The sequence below is a fragment of the Agromyces solani genome, assembly GCF_058349925.1.
Genome location: NZ_JBYRER010000002.1, coordinates 132,790 through 148,901 on the forward strand (window position 1 = coordinate 132,790; position 16,112 = coordinate 148,901).

A 16,112-nucleotide genomic window follows, 5' to 3' on the forward strand; every position below is an offset into this window, starting at 1 on the left:
GCTCGGCGCCCAGCGGGCCCGCGCACGATGCACGCGATCCCGCAGGGAGCTCAGAAGCCGAACTGCTGACCCGTCCCGAGGTTGACGGGGGCGCTCACCACCGACGGGAGGTCGTCCTCCGCGGCGCCGTCCGAGGCGACGACCGCGTGCGCGTTGGGCACGCCGTCCGCCGAAGGCGGTCCGAGCGCCGGTCCGGTCTCGAGCGCGATGACCTCGATGTCCTCGGGGTACGGCGCGTACCGCGGCTCGTCCGCCGCGTACGGCGTGAGGTCGTCGCCGGGGGCCACGCCGCGAAGCGTCGTGACCGCCACGCCGTCGCCCACCACCGGAAGGGTGAACCGCAGCATCACGTTCGTCGGCATGCGACCGGGGCCTTCGCCGAGGTCGTCGCTGACGCGGATGCCGGGCCACACGTAGGCGAGGTACTCCTCGGCGCCCTCGGTCTTCAGGGTCGGCTCGGCACCGAGCACCGCGGTGAGCGTCGAGACGATGACCCCGGTCTCGTCCTCGTAGGAGGTCGAGGTCACGAGGTCGCCCGCGGCGTCCTCGAAGTCGAGGCCCTCCGCGCGGACGACGATCGTCGTGACGGACGCGAGCGCGTCGACCGGCTCGGTCGGCGGCGAGGTCGGCTGCTGCGTCGCCGTGGGTTCCTCGGGCTCCGGCGTGCGCTCGCTCCTCGTCGGCTCGCTCGTCGCCGTCGCCGTCGCCACGGGCCCGGGCCCCGCGAACGGCGCGGGTGCGCCGGTGAACGCGATGAGCGCGCCGCCCGTCACGAGCGCGATGAGGAGCACCGCCGCGACCATGCTCCCGACGATCCACTCGACGGGGTGCTGCCGTCGCGGTGAGCGTCGGGCCTCGGCCATGAGCCCGCCCTTGGCGGACGCCAGCAGGCGCGCCATCTCGTCACCGGTCGGTGGCTCAGTTCTCATCGACGGTCACCGCCTTCCTCAAGCGAATCCGACTGCGGGAGACCCGCTGCTTCACCGCGCCGACGCTGAGGCCGAGCTCGGCGGCGGCCTGCGCGTACGGCAGGCCCTCGAGGAGGCAGAGTTCGCAGACGCGGCGATCGACCGGGTCGAGCCGCTCGATCGCATCGAGCACCCAGCGCAGCTCCTCGCGCGCCGACTCGCGGTCCTGGTCGGCCCGCACGAGCGACAGGTGCGACGGCATCCACTCGTCGGGCAGGGCGTCGGCGGCGTTCCGCGCCTGCTTGCGCCGGGCGTTCGCGGCGACGTTGCGGCAGGTCACGAGCAGCCACGGCAGCAACGACCGGTCGTGCAACCGGATGTCCTGCGCCCGACGCCACAGCACCATGAAGGCGTCCTGCACGATCTCCTCGACATCCGTCGGGGTCGGTGCGAGCGCCCACGCGTAGCGGGCGACGGTGTTCGCGTGGCGGTCGAATGCGATCGACAACGCGCGCTCGTCGCCTCGAGCGATGCGGCTCAGCAGCTCTGCGTCGCCGGGTTCGTCTTCGTCCACGTGGACCTCCTCACCACAGGAATGTCGCGGAACCGGGCGAAGGTCACAGGACGGGTCGGATTCTCTCGGATCCGTCCGTCCCGACCCCATCACCCTGCCAGAGGCGGCCGCGCCGACGGAAGGAGGGCCGACCGGCGCGCGGAAAATGAACGGCCGCGGAGGCGCCCGCCGCTCCGGCCCGCACCGCCAGGCCGCGTAAATGAATCCGGCGCGCCCACCGCTCACCGGCCGTGGTCGCCGCCTCCTAGGCTCCCTCGACGACGGCCGCATCGGCGCGGCCGTCGACCACCGAAGACTCGAAGAGGAGCACGCACGTGAGAGAGATCGCCCGGGACGTCGTCGTGATCGGGGGCGGGGTCAGCGGACTCGTGACCGCCCGCCGGCTGGTGGAGGCCGGCGCGTCGGTCGCGCTGCTCGAAGCGCGCGACCGCGTCGGCGGCCGCACGTGGTCGGACACGGTCGACGGCGAGTGGTTCGAGCTCGGCGGCCAGTGGATCTCGGCCGGGCAGGACGCGCTCGTCGGCCTCCTCGAGGAACTCGGCAAGGACACCTTCCCCCGCTACCGCGAGGGCCGCTCGGTCTACCTCGCGCCCGACGGGCGCCGTACCGAGTTCGAGGGCGACGACTTCCCGACCGCACCCGAGACGGTCGCGGCGATGAACACCCTCGTCGCCGCCCTCGACGAGTTGGCCGCCGAGCTCGACCCCGCCGCGCCGTGGGAGCACCCGCGTGCCGCCGAACTCGATGCGATCGCCTTCAGCGCGTGGCTGCGGACGCTGAGCGACGACGAGGAGGCGATCCGCTCGTTCGACCACTTCATCGCGGGCGGGATGCTCACGAAGCCCGCGCACACCTTCTCGGTGCTGCAGGCCATGCTCATGGCCGCCTCGGCCGGGTCGCTGCACGACCTCGTGGACGACGGACTGCTGCTCGACCGCCGCGTCGTGGGGGGCATGCAGTCGGTGTCGACCCAGCTCGCCGACGAGCTCGGCGACGAGGTCGTGTTCCTGTCGTCGCCCGTGCGGTCCCTGCAGTGGACCGACGAGGGACCGGGTCGCGCCGCCTCGGTCGTCGCGGAGAGTGACGGACTGCGGGTGAACGCGCGCTTCGCGGTCGTCGCCGTGCCGCCGAACCTGTACTCCCTCATCCGCTACGAGCCCCACCTGCCGCGCGAGCGCATGGTCGCGCAGCAGCACCAGTCGATGGGGCTCGTCGTCAAGGTGCAGGCGGCGTACGAGACGCCGTTCTGGCGCGAGCAGGGGCTCGCCGGCACGGGCTTCGGGCGCGACGAGTTCGTCTGCGAGGTCTACGACAACTCGACGCACGAGTCGTCGCGGGGGATGCTCGTCGGCTTCGTCGTCGACGTCGCGGCCGAGCGGCTGTGGGCGATGCCCGAGGCCGAGCGTCGGGCGGCGGTGCTCGACTCGTTCGCGGCGTACTTCGGCGACGAGGCGCGCCGTCCCGTCGCGGTCGCGATGTCGGACTGGGGTGGCGAGGAGTGGACGCGCGGTGCGTACGCGTGCAGCTACGACCTCGGCGGCCTCAGCCGCTGGGGCCGCCTGCAGAACGAGCCCGTCGGCCCGATCTTCTTCGCGTCGAGCGACATCCAGGGCGTCGGCTACCTCCACGTCGACGGCGCGATCCGCATCGGCGGCGACACGGCGAAGCGCATCCTCGCGGCGTCGTAGTCCCCAACGCGGCGCGGATGCCTCGGCCGAGTGCCGGCTCACGTCGAGGCACCCCCGACCGGGGCGGCTCGCGACCGCCCGCGCGTCTACGCGCGCGTGCGCGCGGGGTCGCCGAACCGCGCCGCAAGCCCGTCGAGCAGCAGGCCGAGCGCGAGCTCGAACGCCCGGTCGGCGACGAGCACGCGCTCGTCGACGAGACGGCGTCGATGCAGCACGTACGCCTGCGCGACGATGCCCGGGGCCTCGGGCGCGTACACGTCCTCGGGGCCGAGCGAGTCGATCGCCCCGCCGAACACGAGCTGCTCGATCGCCGAGATCGAGGCGAACACCTCGGGCGGCGGGAACCCCGCAGCCTGGAACCCGACGATGACGCGCTGGTACATCAGCGTCGCCTCGGGGGTGTCGCGGATCGGCAGGTGCGCGTAGATCGCGACGCATTCGCGGTGCGCGCGGAGCACGCGCAGGTAGCTCCACGCCCAGCGCTCGGTCGCCGCGCGCCACGGGAGCGAGCCGAAGCCCGAGACGTCGACCTCGCGCACGAGGCGCTCCTGGATCCACCCGAGGATGACCGCGCGCGACGACGCGTGGTTGTAGATCGCGCTCGGCACGACGCCGAGCCGCTCGGCGAGCGCCTGGATCGTGAGCGCGCTCGCGCCCCGGCGGTCGACGAGGCGCAGCGCCTCGTCGGTGATGCGCTCGCGGTTGAGCACCGCGACGCGGGGGCGACCGGCGCCGCGCCGCGCGAGCGAGCGTGCACGCGACGAACGAGCGGGTTCGCCCGGACTCGCTCGTCGCATTGGTGCTCGCTCGAACCGCGGTCAGCTCGCGACGACGGCGGTCGCGGTGACCGCGGCGAGGCTCTCGCGCACGATCGCGAGGCCGCGCAGCAGTTCGTCGTCGGTGATCGTGAGGGCGGGCAGGAACTTGAGCACCTCGTCGAACGCGCCCGAGGTCTCGATGACGAGGCCGCGCGTGAAGGCCTCCTTCGAGATGCGGCCCGCGAGGGAACGGTCGCCGTCGGAGACCAGCCCGTACATGAGGCCGCGGCCGCGCACCGTGAGGCCGAGCGACGGGTTCTCGGCCGCGATCAGCTCGAGCTCGGCGGCGAGCAGCGCCGACTTGCGGGCGACCTCGTCGACGAACGTCGCGTCGGCCCAGTAGGTCTCGAGCGCGACCCGCGCCGAGACGAACGCGAGGTTGTTGCCGCGGAAGGTGCCGGTGTGGGCGCCCGGCTTCCACACGTCGACCCCGGGGCGCAGCAGCACGAGCGACATCGGCAGGCCCGAGCCCGAGATCGACTTCGAGACCGTGACGAGGTCGGGCACGATGCCCGCGGCCTCGAACGCGAAGAACGCGCCGGTGCGGCCCACGCCCGCCTGGATCTCGTCGAGGATGAGCAGGATGCCGCGCTCGGCGGTGATCGCCCGCAGGCGCTGCAGCCACGGCACGCTCGCGACGTTGATGCCGCCCTCGCCCTGCACCGCCTCGACGATGACCGCGGCCGGCAGGTCGAGGCCCGAGCCCGGGTCGTCGAGCATCTTCTCGAAGAGATCGAGCGTGTCGACGTTCTCGCCGAGGTAGCCGTCGTAGGGGAGGCGCACGACGTCGTCGAGGGTGACGCCCGCGGCCTCGCGATAGTGGCTGTTGCCGGTCGCGGCGAGGGCGCCCATGCTCAGGCCGTGGAACGCGTTCGTGAACGCGACGACGGTCGGGCGGCCGGTCGCCTGGCGGGCGACCTTCAGCGCCGCCTCGACGGCGTTCGCCCCGGTCGGGCCGGTGAACTGCAGCTTGTGGTCGAGTCCGCGCGGCTCGAGGATGTGCCGCTCGAAGGCCTCGATGAAGGCGCGCTTGGCCGACGTCGCCATGTCGAGGCCGTGGATGATGCCGTCCCGCTCGAGGTACTCGATGATCGCGCGCGTGAACGCCGGGTTGTTGTGGCCGTAGTTCAGGACGCCCGCGCCGGCGAAGAAGTCGAGGTACTCGCGGCCGTCGGCGTCGACGAGCGTCGAACCGGTCGCCCGGTCGAACACCGTCGGGAACGAGCGCACGTAGCCGCGCACCTCGGACTCGCGGCGGTTGAAGACGTCAAGGTTCGCGGCGTCGCTCATGGCAGGCGGACTCCTCTGCAGATCACGGAAGGCGGTGCAACGAGCCTACGGCCTCGTCGCCGGGAGAACGGTGCGCGCGGGAACCTTGGCATAACGTGCCACTTGTGCACGATGTGCACATCGTGCAGGATGACTGCAGACATCCGCCGAGCGATCGGAGCCGCGTCGAAGATGACCGAGAAGATGACCGTCGACCTGCTGGTGGTCGGGTCCGGGACCGGGCTCGCCGCCGCGCTCTCGGCGCACGACCAGGGCGGCGACGTGCTGGTGATCGAGAAGACCGAATACGTCGGCGGCTCGACGGCCCGATCGGGCGGCGCGTTCTGGATCCCGGCCAACCCCGTTCTCGCGGAGCGCGGCAGCGGCGACTCGCCCGAGCGGGCTCACGACTACGTCGCCGCGGTCGTCGGCGACTCGGCGCCCGAACCGCGCTGGGAGAGCTTCCTCGCGCACGGCTCCGACACGGTCCGCATGCTCGAGCGGACCACGCGGATGAGATTCACGTGGGCCGAGGGATACTCCGACTACCATCCCGAGCTTCCCGGCGGCTCGGCCGCCGGCCGCAGCTGCGAGTGCCGCCCGTTCGACGTCGCCCGGCTCGGTGCCGAGCGCGCGCGGCTGCGCCCGCCCGTGATGGCTGCGCCCATCCCGATGCCCGTCACCGGAGCCGATTACAAGTGGCTCAACCTCATGTCGAAGGTGCCGGTGCGCGGCCTCGGCGTGGCGATCAAACGCGCCGTCCAGGGCATCGGCGGCCGCCTCCTCGGCCGTGAGTACGCCGCGGGCGGTCGTGCGCTCGCCGCGGGGCTCTTCGACGGTGCGGTGCGCGCCGGCATCCGCGTGTGGACCGGGACGAACCTCGAGCGCCTCGTCGTCGACGACGACGGCGCCGTCACCGGGGCGATCGTCCGGCGCGAGGGCGCCGAGGTCCTCGTCACCGCCAGGCGCGGCGTGGTGCTCGCCGCGGGCGGATTCGACCACGACCTCGAGTGGCGCCGCAGCGCGCAATCGGCGGCGCTCGACGACTGGAGCCTCGGCAGCGAGGGCAACACGGGCGACGCCATCCGGGCCGCGCAATCGGTCGGCGCGGGCGTCGCGCTCATGGACCAGGCGTGGTGGTTCCCGGCGATCGCACCGCTGCCGGGCGAGCGGCCGATCGTGATGCTCGCGGAGCGGTCGCTGCCCGGATCGTTCATGGTCGACGCGGCGGGCGAGCGGTTCCTCAACGAGTCGGAGGACTACATGTCGTTCGGCCAGGACGTGCTCGCGCGCGAGGCCGACGGGCGGCCCGTCGGCACGATGTGGCTCGTCTTCGACCAGGAGTACCGCAACAGCTACCTGTTCGGCGGGTCGGTCTTCCCGAGGACGGCCCTGCCGAAGAGCTGGTACGACCACGGCATCGCGGCCCGCGCGTCGACGTGGGGCGAGCTCGCGCAACGGATCGGCGTGCCCGCCGACGCGTTGGAGGCGACCGGTCGCCGGTTCAACGCGGCGGCCGCCGCGGGCGTCGACGACGATTTCGGGCGCGGGGGAAGCGCCTACGACCGGTACTACGGCGACCCGACGATCGCACCGAACCCGAACATCCGTCCGCTCGACGCGACGAGCCTCTACGCCGTGAAGGTCGTGCTCTCCGACCTCGGCACCTGCGGCGGCGTCACCGCCGACGCCGACGGGCGGGCCCTCGCCGAGGACGGCTCGCCCATCCCGGGCCTCTACGCGATCGGCAACACGGCGGCGAACGTCTTCGGCCGCAGCTACCCGGGCGCCGGCGCGACGATCGGCCAGGGGCTCGTCTACGGGCACATCGCCGCGAGGCACGCGATGGCGGGGTGAGCCGACGCCCACCCCGCCCCGACGGCGCCCGCCGGCTGCGCCGTCACCCGAACGGGATCGCGCCGACCAGCACCCCGACGACGAGCATCACGAGCGAGACGACGGTGGCCCGCCACAGCACCTTCTTGTGGTGGTCGCCGAGGTTCACGCTCGCGAGCGAGACGAGCAGCAGGATCGCCGGCACGAGCGGGCTCTGCAGGTGCACCGGCTGCCCGATGACGGACGCGCGCGCCATCTCGGCCGCGGTGATGCCGTAGCTCGACGCGCTCTCCGCGAGGATCGGCAGGATGCCGTAGTAGAACGCGTCGTTCGACATGAAGAACGTCATCGGGATCGACAGGATGCCGGTGATGACGGCCAGGTACGGACCGAGCGCAGGGGGCACGACGTCGACGACCCACTCGGCCATCGCCGTGACCATGCCCGTGCCGTCGAGCACGCCGACGAGCACGCCCGCGGCCAGCACCATCGAGACGACGCCGACGATGCTCGGCGCGTGCGCGGTGATCTCGGCGGCCTGGTCCTTCAGCTTCGGGAAGTTGAGGATGAGGGCGAGAGCCGTGCCGATCATGAACACGAACGCGAGCGGCATGACGTCGAGCACGAGCAGCACCATGACCGCCGCGGTCAGTGCGAGGTTGAACCAGATGAGCTTCGGCCGCAGGGTCGGGCGGTCGGGGTGCAGCATCGTGTCGGCCATGGCGGTGTCGCGCTCGTCCTCGGCGACGGCGACCGGCGCCGGGGCGCCCGAGCCGCTCACGGTCACGATGTTCGTCGTCGCGAGGGTCGCCCGCGCGCCGACCGAGCCCTGGGCGCCGCGCACGAGCCCCGGCACCTTCATGCCGAACCGTCCGGCGCTCGTGCGGCCGCCGGCCGAGGCATCCGCCCACTCGTCGACCATCACCTTCGAGGTGGCGAGCGAACCGAGGCGCTTGCGCTCGGCGAGGCCGAGCCACCACGCGAAGGCGAGAGAGATCGTGAGGCCGACCGCGAGCGAGGGCAGCATCGGCACGAAGATCTCGGTCGGCGAGATCTTGAGCGCGGTGGCGGCGCGCACCGTCGGGCCGCCCCACGGCACGATGTTGAGGGTGCCGTTCATGAGGCCCGCGACGCACGTGAGCACGACCGGGCTCATGCCGAGCCGCAGGTAGAGCGGCAGCATCGCCGAGGTCGTGATGATGAAGGTCGTCGAGCCGTCGCCGTCGAGCGAGACCGCCCCCGCGAGCAGCGCCGTGCCGAGCACGACCTTCGCCGGGTCGTTGCCCAGGAGGCGGGTGATGAAGCGGATCAGCGGGTCGAAGAGCCCGACGTCGATCATGATGCCGAAGTACATGATGGCGAACATGAGCAGGGCGGCGGTCGGGGCCATGCCGCCGATCGCCTCCATGACCATGTCGCCGATGCCGAGGCCGGCGCCCGCGAAGAGGCCGAAGATCGTCGGCACGACGATGAGCGCGACCATCGGCGTGAGCCGCTTGGTCATGATGAGCGCCATGAACACGAGGATCATGGCGAATCCGAGGATGACGAGCATGGTGACGTCCTTGTCAGTGTGCGCCCGCACGGGGCTGATCGGTCTCGAGGAGCGTACGGAGCACCGGCCGGCTTCGACCGATAGGTCGCATTGCGCCGCCTTCTGCGCGTAGCGTTGGTTCTGCGCATTCTGCTCACGACGTTCCGTCGGGGATGCCTCGAGCGCGGGGAGGTCGGATGAGGTTCACCACCCGCATGCTCGTGACCCAGCTCGCGGCCGCCGCCGCGGTGATCGCCGTGTGCGCGGCCGCCTTCGCGTGGATCGGCGTGCAGCAGCTGCGCACCGAGACGCAGTCGACCGCCCTCGCGATCGCCCGCACGGCGGCCTCCGACCCGCAACTGCGCCGGGCGGTCGCCGAGTACGCCGGCGACCGCGAGCTCGACGCCGCCGCGCTCGCCGACGGCGCGGTGCAACGCCAGGCCGCCGAGATCACCGGCCGCACCGGGGCGCTGTTCGTCGTCGTCGCCGACGACGACGGACTGCGGCTCGCCCATCCAGACCCCGCCCGCCTCGGGGAGCGGGTGAGCACCGAGTACGAGCGCGTGCTCGCGGGGGAGGAGATCGTCACCTGGGAACGGGGCACCCTCGGCGACTCGGCGCGCGCGAAGGTGCCCGTCTACCGGCCCGGCGTCGAGACCGGGGGCACGAGCGGCATCGTCGGCGAGGTGAGCGTGGGGTTCGCCCCCGCGAGCGTGCTCGCCGAGGTGCCCGGGCTCATCGGCGCGATCGCGGCGGCCGTCGCGCTCGCGCTCGGGGTGGCCGCGCTCGCGGCGTTCCTCATGCGCCGCCGGCTCGAACGCCTCACGCTCGGGGTGCAGCCCGAAGAGCTCGCCGCACTCCTGCAGAACCAGGCGGCCGTGCTCGACGGCGTCAACGACGGGGTCGTGGCGGTGTCGGCCGACGGCGTCGTGCGGGTCGTCAACCGGTCGGCCCGCGACCTCCTCGCGCTCGACGATGCCGCGATCGGTCGCGGCCTCGACGACGTCGCGCTGCCGACCGCGCTCGCCGCGGCGATCCGGCGGGCGCTCGACGGCGAGCCGCTCGTGCTCGGCGAACTCGTCACGGCCGAGCACGTGGGCTACGTCGAGGCTCGGCGGGTGCACCGCGGCGACCGCGAGCTCGGGGTCGTCGCGGTCGTCCGCGACCGCACCGACGTCGTCGCGCTCGCCGAGCGGCTCGACGCGGTGCGCACGGCGACGAACGCGCTGCGCGCGCAGCGGCACGAGTTCGCGAACCGGATGCACGCGGTGTCGGGGCTGCTCGCGGCCGGACGGGTCGTCGACGCGCAGGAGTTCCTCGCCGAGCTCGCGACCCGCGGCGCGGTGCCCGACGAAGCCGCCCGGACCGTCGATGACCCGTTCCTGCAGGCGCTCATCGGCGCCAAGGCCGTCGAGGCGGCCGAGCGCGGCGTCGAGCTGCGCGTCGCCGACGACACGATGCTCGTCGGAGTCGTCGCCGAACCCGAGGACGTGGCGGCGGTGCTCGGCAACCTCGTCGACAACGCCGTCACGGCGGCCGTCGGCGCCGACGCGCCGAGGTGGGTCGAGCTCTCGCTGCTCGACGACGGCGACACGCTCGCGGTGACCGTCGCCGATTCTGGCCCCGGCGTGGCCGATCCCGAGCGGCTCTTCGCCGCCCGCGACGGCGGCGGCGCCGACGGCGAGGAGGATGCCGGCGAGGCATCCGATCGCGTGCACGGTCGCGGCATCGGCCTGCCGCTCGCCCGCCGCTTCGCCCGCCGTCGCGGTGGCGAGCTCTGGCTCGTCGACGCGGGCGGCGACGGGCGCGGCGCCGTGTTCGCGGCGCGGCTGCCGGGAGTGATGCGCCGGCGCTCGGCCGGCGACGGAGATCGAGGAGGGGAGCCGGCATGACCGGAGACGTTCGGGTGCTCGTCGTCGACGACGACTTCAGGGTGGCCGGGATCCACCACGACCTCGTCTCGGCGAGGCCGGGATTCGAGGCGCTGCCGCCCGTGCGCGACGCCGCGTCGGCACGAACCGCGATCCGCGACTGGACTCCCGGGCTGCTGCTCGTCGACGTCTACCTCCCCGACGGCGACGGCATCGAGCTCGCCCGCGAGAGCGGCATCGACCGGTTCGTGCTGAGCGCGGCGAACGACGCCGCGACCGTGCGCCGCGCGCTGCGCTCGGGAGCGCTGCACTACCTCGTGAAGCCGTTCGACGCCCGCGCGCTGCAGGAGCGGCTCGACGGCTACCTGCGGTATCGCAACCTGCTCGCGGCCGATGCTCCGCTCGCGCAGGACACGATCGACCGAGCGCTCGGCGTGCTGCACGGTGCGGCGCCGAGTGCGTCGCGGTCGGGCACGCAGCAGCTCATCCTCGACGCGCTCGCCGACGGCGGCGAGGCGTCGAGCGTCGAGGTCGCCGAGCGGGCGGGCGTCTCGCGGGCGACCGCGCAGCGGCACCTCGCCGAGCTCGCCGCGCGCGGTGCGGTCAGCGTGTCGTTGCGCTACGGCAGCGCCGGCCGGCCCGAGCACCGCTACCGCGCGGGCTCGCCCTGAGCCGGCGGAACCTCGGGTCGAGCGGGCGGAGGTGCGCTCGGCGGAGGTTCACCCCGCCCGGAGCAGCTCGCCCGCCCGGCCGGGTCAGGGGTTGGGGTTCGTCGCCTTGCCGTCGAGCCACAGCGTGTCGGTGGCGTCGCGGTGCACGCCGTCGGTGCCGACGTGCTTCGTGCTGATCTGCGGGCCCTTCGTGATGACGTGGACGAGCGCCATGGCGTGGCCGCGGCCGAGGCCGTAGTCGTCGGCGAGCCACGCGATGATCGGGGCCGCCTTCGTGGTCTCGTCGAAGCCGCGCTCGTGCGCGAGCTCGACGAACTGGCGCGGGGTCAGGCCGGTCTTCGTCTCGATGTTGTCGAGGTACGCCTGGAACGACATGGTCGGGTGCTCCTTCTGCTCACGCGTCCTGGTCGGCCCAGGTCTGCACGATGGTCTCGGCGGCGTGGATGCCGATGAGCTGCAGGCGCCCCTCGCCGACGTTCTTGAAACCGTGCCAGACGCCCGCGGGTGCGGTCGCGGTGTCGCCGGCGCGGGCGATGAGTTCGGTGTCGCCGACCGTGATGCGGGCGGTGCCCTCGAGCACGATCCACGTCTCGCTGTACGGGTGCCAGTGCAGGTCGGCGCCCTGGCCCGGCTCGTTGTCCACGAAGAAGTACGAGATGCGTGCGCCGTGCTCGAGGCCGACGAAGCGGCGCGTGCGGCCGGTGCCGATGCGGAGGGCGTCGGCCGGCACGACGACGGGCGTCGCAGGCGGGGTCATGGTGGGCGTGAGGGTGATCTCGGCGGCGTTCACGGGGTGCTCCTCGGTTCGGTTCGGTCGGTCCTGGGATGCCGCGGCGCGGGCCCCGCTGGTGATCGGGCCGTTCGTCGCTGCGTCTGCGAACAGCCTCCGCCCGAGGCATCCGCACCCGATAGAGTTTCGACGTGGATCGAAACTTCGTGGAGTTCCGTCTCGCGCCGGGCGACATCTCGGCCATCCGGTTCGGCGTCTCGCCGGGGCACGAGCTCAGCCACGCCGTTCGCGTGCTGCAGCGGCCCGAGGCGCACCCGCTGCAGTGGGGATGGCTGCGCGCGGTGCGGGGCCGGGTGCCGCGCGAGGCGTTCGAACTGCTCGCCGTCGTGATCGGGGTCGACGGATACATGCCCGACTTCCTCACGTCGGAACCCGGCTGGGACCTCGAGCCCGAGGAGGAGGCGGCCAGGATGCGCGTCGCCCCCGTCGAGCCGATGCTCGTCGACCTGCACAAGATGGTCGTGAGGTCGGAGGGGGCGCGGCAGCAGGCGATCCGACGCATGATCGACGAGCCCGAGCGGGCCCGCGCGATGATCGCCGACGCGTGGAGCGAGGTGTGGGCGGCGGTGCTCGCGCCCGTCTGGACGCAGCTCGAACGGTTGCTGCGGGCCGACATCGCGGTGCGGTCGCGACGCATCGCCACCGCGGGCGTCGGTGCGATGGTCGGCGAGCTGCACCCCGCGGTGAGCTGGAGCGACGACGCCGTGCGCGTCGAGCTGCGGCTGCACCGCGAGGCGCTCGACTGCCGCGGCTCGGGGCTCGTGCTCGTGCCGTCGGTCATGTCGTCGTTCGGATGCATGGTGCTCACCGAGCCGCCCGCGCAACCCACCGTGTTCTACCCGGCTCGGGGCGTCACCGAGACGTGGGCGCGCGATCCGGCGTCGACCGCGGCCGCGCTCGGGGCGCTCATCGGGCCGGCCCGGGCCGAGATCCTGCTCGGCGCGCACACCGCGCGGACGACCTCGCAGGTCGCGGCCGACGTCGGGCTCGCGATCTCGACGGCCTCGCATCACCTCTCGGTGCTGCGCGAGGGCGGGCTCGTCTCGTCGACGCGCGACGGCGCGAGCGTGCGGCACCTGCGGACGCCGCTCGGCGAGGCGCTCGTCGGGGCGGTGCTCTGAACGGATGCCGTTCCGAAGGGCGCTCGCGACTCGCCCCGCGCCCTGCGTCAGGCGGCCGCCTCGTCGACCCAGCGCAGCACGCGCAGGGCACGCAGGGTGTTCCACCGGCTCGGCTCGCCCTCGGGGGCGTCGAGCGCGAAGTACACCTCGCCGTGCCATGGCTGCCCGGCGAGCCAGCGACCGTCGTCGCCGCGCTTCGCGAGCAGCAGGTCGACCGCGTCGGCGATGCGCGCATCGGGCGACTCGCCCGTCGACCGGAAGTAGTCGAGCGCCCGCAGCACGTCGTAGAACCAGTACGGCGGGAACGAGAAGTTGCGATATCGGGGGAGCACGATCTCGCCCGTCGACCGACGACGGAACAGGTTGCGCTCGAGCAGGTACTCCTCGCCGCGCCGGCGGGCCGCCGCGACGGCCGCGACGTCGGCCGTCGGCGATGAGGCGCCGTCGCCGGCGGCCTCCGTGCCGGTGCCGCCCGCGATCGCCAGCTCGTACCCGAGCAGTCCCTCGAGCACGCCGAGGGTCGAGTCGAACGACGAGCGCTCCGACTCCTCGCGCGGCTCGCAGTTCCACCCGCCGTCGGGCAGCTGCTCGTCGAGCAGTCGTGCGATGATGCGGTCACTGCCGGCGCCGAGCACGCCGAAGTACGCGCCGAGGGCGAGCACGCCGCCGTTGATGCACTCCTCGACCTCGCCGTGGAAGAACGGCAGGTCGTCCCAGTAGTGCCACGTGACGCCGTCGCGCACCAGTTCGACGGCGTGACGCACGGGCGGCGACTCGGGCTCGACGCCGAGCCGTCGCAACGACTGCAGCGTCCACATGACGCTGCGGCGGTCGCCGTCTTCGCCGTATTCGTCGTCGTTCCAGTACCCGCGTTCGTCTTGCAGTGCGAGCAGGCGCGCGCCCCAGCCCTCGGTCGCGACGCGGGCTCGTTCGGCGGCGGCGCCCGCCTGATCGTCGTGCAGGTCGAGGAGCACCTGCCAGCGGATCGCGGGGTCGGCGTCGAGCAGCCAGTCGATGGCGTCCATGGGCGTCATACTCGCGGATGCCGGCGACAGCCGCCACCGGTTGCGGGCGGCCCGTCAGCGCATGCCGGGCAGCGGGCGGTTGCTCCGGATCAGCCCGCCGGGATCGAGGCGGCGCTTCACCCCGGCGAGCCGCTCGATCACCGCGGGTGCGTATGCGTCGGCGAGGCTCGCCTGCGTGCCGAGGAAGCTCGGCACCGTGCCCCCGGCCGGGTACCTCGCGGCGAGTGCGCGCAGCGGGGCGAGGGCGGCGGCCGCATCGACCGCCGGGTCGAGGAGCAGCACGCCCGAGCTGAGGAGCCCGGGGGCGTGCACCGCGCCGATGACCGATCGCTCGGCACCGAGCTCGTCGGCGATCGCGCCGCCCATCGCCCGGATGCTGCAGCGCGTCAGGCCGTGTTTTGCGCCGCGGAGGAAGGCCTCGACGAAGTCTCGTGCGAAGGCGTCGTCGAGCGGGCCGATCGCGGCACCGAAGTCGGCGATGGGCGCGGGGTCGACGGGTTCGGCGGCCACCGCCGCGAGCTGACCGATCGTGAAGGGGGTGAGGGCGTTCGCGATCGGCTCGGCGACGGCGAGCAGCCGATCGGCGAAGCCGCGCCCCGTCGTCTCGTCGCCGAGGTGGACCAGGGCGACGGTCGCGACGATGCGCCCGCGCAGGTGCGGTGGCATGACGGGCAGGTCGGGAACGTGCATCATGCCGATGTCGAGCCCGAGCCCGGGCTCGTCGCGTGCGAGGGCGAACGCCGCCGTGAGCACCGGCACCGCCTCCTCGGCGGGGAACAGGAGGCCGCCGCCGTAGAGCTCTTCAGCGGGGAACAGCGCGAGCTCGATCGCCGTGATCACGCCGAAGAGCCCGCCGCCGCCGCGGAGCGCCCAGAGCAGTTCGCCGTCGTCGGCATCGGTCACCCGACGGAACTCGCCCGCGGCGTCGACCAGTTCGACCGCGACGATCGAACGCGCGGTGAGCCCGTACCGGCGGCTGAACATCGACTGTCCGCCGGCGATCGCGAGCGCCACGACGTTCACCTCGGGGTTCGAGCCGGCGAGGCCGATGAGGCCGGTGCCCTCGAGCGCCGCAAGGGCCCGCCCCCAGTTGACGCCGGCACCCGCGCGAAGCACCCGGGCCTCGACGTCGACGTGCAGCTCGTCGAGCCGTCGGGGACGGACGAGCACGACGCCGTCGAGGTCGTCGGAGGCGCCGTGCCCGTTGGGCTGCGTGGTGACCCCGAGGCCGGCGTCGCGGGCGGCGCGCACGACGGCGCGCACGTCGTCGACGTCGGCGGGCTCGGCGATCGCGGCCGGGCGCTGGTCGATCGAGAGGTTCCACGGGGCGCGCGCGGCGTCGTAGCCGGCGTCGCCGGGCAGCAGCAGCGTGCCCTCGAGTTCGGTGCGGAGGAGCTCGAACGGGGCAGGGCGGTGCGGGTCGGTCATCGGTGTCCCTTCGTCGGGCCAAAGCTAGCGTGGCCCGCCGACGCGGTGCCGCTGCCAGACTGGCTGCATGCCCCCTGCCGCACCCGTGCTTCCCGTCGACCTCGAGGTCGGCGGCGACCGCTACACCCTCCGCCGCACGACCCGCGACGACCTCCCCGCGCTCGTCGCGATGATCGCGGCCGACTCGATCCGCCGCGACGACGAGTACGCCGACCCCGAGCACCTCGGACGCTACGAGCGCGGCTTCGAGGCGATCGACGCCGACCCGGCCCAGACGCTCGTCTCCGTCGACGACGCCGACGGCCGGCTCGTCGGCACGATGCAGCTCACGATCATCCCGGGGATCTCGCGCGGCGGCGCCTTCCGCATGCAGATCGAGGCCGTTCGCGTCGCCGACGACCTGCGCGGCCTCGGCGTCGGCAGCGCGATGATCCGCTGGGCGGTCGACGAGGCCCGGGCGAGCGGCGTGGCGCTCGTGCAGCTCACCTCCGACGCCCGTCGAGTCGATGCGCACCGCTTCTACGAGCGGCTCGGTTTCGCGGCATCCCACGTCGGGTTCAAGCTGTTCACCTGACCTGA

15 protein-coding genes are annotated in these 16,112 nt (G+C 73.2%); 6 read left to right on the plus strand and 9 right to left on the minus strand.

Annotated elements, in window-relative coordinates; translation table 11 throughout:
• Positions 1-50: 50 nt before the first annotated feature.
• Positions 51-929 carry a hypothetical protein gene (locus AC3RJ7_RS08375; protein ID WP_491455374.1) on the minus strand — a complete coding sequence of 293 codons (879 nt, stop codon included), beginning with the start codon at positions 927-929 and terminating at the stop codon, positions 51-53.
• Positions 919-1,482 carry an RNA polymerase sigma factor gene (locus AC3RJ7_RS08380; RefSeq protein ID WP_491455375.1) on the minus strand — a complete coding sequence of 188 codons (564 nt, stop codon included), beginning with the start codon at positions 1,480-1,482 and terminating at the stop codon, positions 919-921. Before AC3RJ7_RS08380 ends, AC3RJ7_RS08375 begins: the two co-directional genes overlap by 11 nt.
• 314 nt (positions 1,483-1,796) lie before the next feature.
• On the opposite strand from AC3RJ7_RS08380, the gene AC3RJ7_RS08385 reads away from it, so the two are divergent.
• The gene (locus tag AC3RJ7_RS08385) at positions 1,797-3,170 is read left to right on the plus strand and encodes a flavin monoamine oxidase family protein (RefSeq protein WP_491455376.1); all 1,374 of its coding nucleotides are present in this window, start codon (positions 1,797-1,799) and stop codon (positions 3,168-3,170) included.
• An 86-nt stretch (positions 3,171-3,256) separates the two neighbouring features.
• On the opposite strand, the gene AC3RJ7_RS08390 is transcribed toward AC3RJ7_RS08385, so the two are convergent.
• Together AC3RJ7_RS08390 and ectB are read right to left on the minus strand one after the other, a co-directional pair.
• Positions 3,257-3,967, minus strand: coding sequence for a TetR/AcrR family transcriptional regulator (locus tag AC3RJ7_RS08390; RefSeq protein ID WP_491455377.1), 711 nt, complete (start codon positions 3,965-3,967; stop codon positions 3,257-3,259).
• Between the two features lie 21 nt (positions 3,968-3,988).
• Complete coding sequence (ectB, locus tag AC3RJ7_RS08395) at positions 3,989-5,278, minus strand: diaminobutyrate--2-oxoglutarate transaminase (protein ID WP_491455378.1); 1,290 nt, start codon at positions 5,276-5,278, stop codon at positions 3,989-3,991.
• Positions 5,279-5,407: 129 nt separating this feature from the next.
• On the opposite strand from ectB, the gene AC3RJ7_RS08400 reads away from it, so the two are divergent.
• Entirely contained in the window at positions 5,408-7,114 is a 1,707-nt protein-coding gene (locus tag AC3RJ7_RS08400) for a 3-ketosteroid-delta-1-dehydrogenase (protein ID WP_491455379.1), read from the plus strand.
• A 43-nt stretch (positions 7,115-7,157) separates the two neighbouring features.
• Here the strand turns inward: AC3RJ7_RS08400 and AC3RJ7_RS08405 are convergent, their stop codons facing one another.
• Entirely contained in the window at positions 7,158-8,648 is a 1,491-nt protein-coding gene (locus tag AC3RJ7_RS08405) for a CitMHS family transporter (protein WP_491456148.1), read from the minus strand.
• Positions 8,649-8,824: 176 nt separating this feature from the next.
• Here AC3RJ7_RS08405 and AC3RJ7_RS08410 point away from each other — a divergent pair, with 176 nt between their 5' ends.
• Together AC3RJ7_RS08410 and AC3RJ7_RS08415 are read left to right on the plus strand one after the other, a co-directional pair.
• A complete protein-coding gene (locus AC3RJ7_RS08410) occupies positions 8,825-10,519 on the plus strand; it encodes a sensor histidine kinase (RefSeq protein WP_491455380.1) in 1,695 nt (564 codons plus the stop codon).
• On the plus strand, positions 10,516-11,169 hold the full coding sequence (locus AC3RJ7_RS08415; protein ID WP_491455381.1) for a response regulator: 654 nt from the start codon (positions 10,516-10,518) through the stop codon (positions 11,167-11,169). The genes AC3RJ7_RS08410 and AC3RJ7_RS08415 overlap by 4 nt, the downstream gene beginning before the upstream one ends.
• A gap of 84 nt (positions 11,170-11,253) precedes the next feature.
• Here the strand turns inward: AC3RJ7_RS08415 and AC3RJ7_RS08420 are convergent, their stop codons facing one another.
• Together AC3RJ7_RS08420 and AC3RJ7_RS08425 are read right to left on the minus strand one after the other, a co-directional pair.
• The gene (locus AC3RJ7_RS08420; protein ID WP_491455382.1) at positions 11,254-11,544 is read right to left on the minus strand and encodes a DUF4287 domain-containing protein; all 291 of its coding nucleotides are present in this window, start codon (positions 11,542-11,544) and stop codon (positions 11,254-11,256) included.
• Between the two features lie 19 nt (positions 11,545-11,563).
• Complete coding sequence (locus tag AC3RJ7_RS08425; protein ID WP_491455383.1) at positions 11,564-11,959, minus strand: cupin domain-containing protein; 396 nt, start codon at positions 11,957-11,959, stop codon at positions 11,564-11,566.
• A 131-nt stretch (positions 11,960-12,090) separates the two neighbouring features.
• Between AC3RJ7_RS08425 and AC3RJ7_RS08430 the strand changes: the two genes are divergently transcribed.
• Complete coding sequence (locus AC3RJ7_RS08430) at positions 12,091-13,080, plus strand: ArsR/SmtB family transcription factor (protein ID WP_491455384.1); 990 nt, start codon at positions 12,091-12,093, stop codon at positions 13,078-13,080.
• Between the two features lie 47 nt (positions 13,081-13,127).
• Here the strand turns inward: AC3RJ7_RS08430 and AC3RJ7_RS08435 are convergent, their stop codons facing one another.
• Positions 13,128-14,105, minus strand: a complete 978-nt coding sequence (locus AC3RJ7_RS08435) for a hypothetical protein (RefSeq protein WP_491455385.1) — start codon at positions 14,103-14,105, stop codon at positions 13,128-13,130.
• 54 nt (positions 14,106-14,159) lie between these two features.
• Positions 14,160-15,533 (minus strand): FAD-binding oxidoreductase, encoded by a 1,374-nt coding sequence (locus AC3RJ7_RS08440; RefSeq protein WP_491455386.1) that lies wholly within the window; start codon positions 15,531-15,533, stop codon positions 14,160-14,162.
• Between the two features lie 67 nt (positions 15,534-15,600).
• On the opposite strand from AC3RJ7_RS08440, the gene AC3RJ7_RS08445 reads away from it, so the two are divergent.
• Positions 15,601-16,107, plus strand: a complete 507-nt coding sequence (locus AC3RJ7_RS08445; RefSeq protein WP_491455387.1) for a GNAT family N-acetyltransferase — start codon at positions 15,601-15,603, stop codon at positions 16,105-16,107.
• Positions 16,108-16,112: the final 5 nt, after the last annotated feature.

Excerpts from the sequence above, each read along its gene's own strand:
- AC3RJ7_RS08400 (WP_491455379.1), top strand. The coding sequence starts at position 5,408 with ATGACTGCAGACATCCGCCGAGCGATCGGAGCCGCGTCGAAGATGACC.
- AC3RJ7_RS08390 (WP_491455377.1), bottom strand. The coding sequence starts at position 3,967 with ATGCGACGAGCGAGTCCGGGCGAACCCGCTCGTTCGTCGCGTGCACGC.
- AC3RJ7_RS08445 (WP_491455387.1), top strand. The coding sequence starts at position 15,601 with ATGCCCCCTGCCGCACCCGTGCTTCCCGTCGACCTCGAGGTCGGCGGC.
- AC3RJ7_RS08435 (WP_491455385.1), bottom strand. The coding sequence starts at position 14,105 with ATGGACGCCATCGACTGGCTGCTCGACGCCGACCCCGCGATCCGCTGG.
- AC3RJ7_RS08440 (WP_491455386.1), bottom strand. The coding sequence starts at position 15,533 with ATGACCGACCCGCACCGCCCTGCCCCGTTCGAGCTCCTCCGCACCGAA.
- AC3RJ7_RS08375 (WP_491455374.1), bottom strand. The coding sequence starts at position 929 with ATGAGAACTGAGCCACCGACCGGTGACGAGATGGCGCGCCTGCTGGCG.
- ectB (WP_491455378.1), bottom strand. The coding sequence starts at position 5,278 with ATGAGCGACGCCGCGAACCTTGACGTCTTCAACCGCCGCGAGTCCGAG.
- AC3RJ7_RS08410 (WP_491455380.1), top strand. The coding sequence starts at position 8,825 with ATGAGGTTCACCACCCGCATGCTCGTGACCCAGCTCGCGGCCGCCGCC.
- AC3RJ7_RS08415 (WP_491455381.1), top strand. The coding sequence starts at position 10,516 with ATGACCGGAGACGTTCGGGTGCTCGTCGTCGACGACGACTTCAGGGTG.
- AC3RJ7_RS08420 (WP_491455382.1), bottom strand. The coding sequence starts at position 11,544 with ATGTCGTTCCAGGCGTACCTCGACAACATCGAGACGAAGACCGGCCTG.
- AC3RJ7_RS08405 (WP_491456148.1), bottom strand. The coding sequence starts at position 8,648 with ATGCTCGTCATCCTCGGATTCGCCATGATCCTCGTGTTCATGGCGCTC.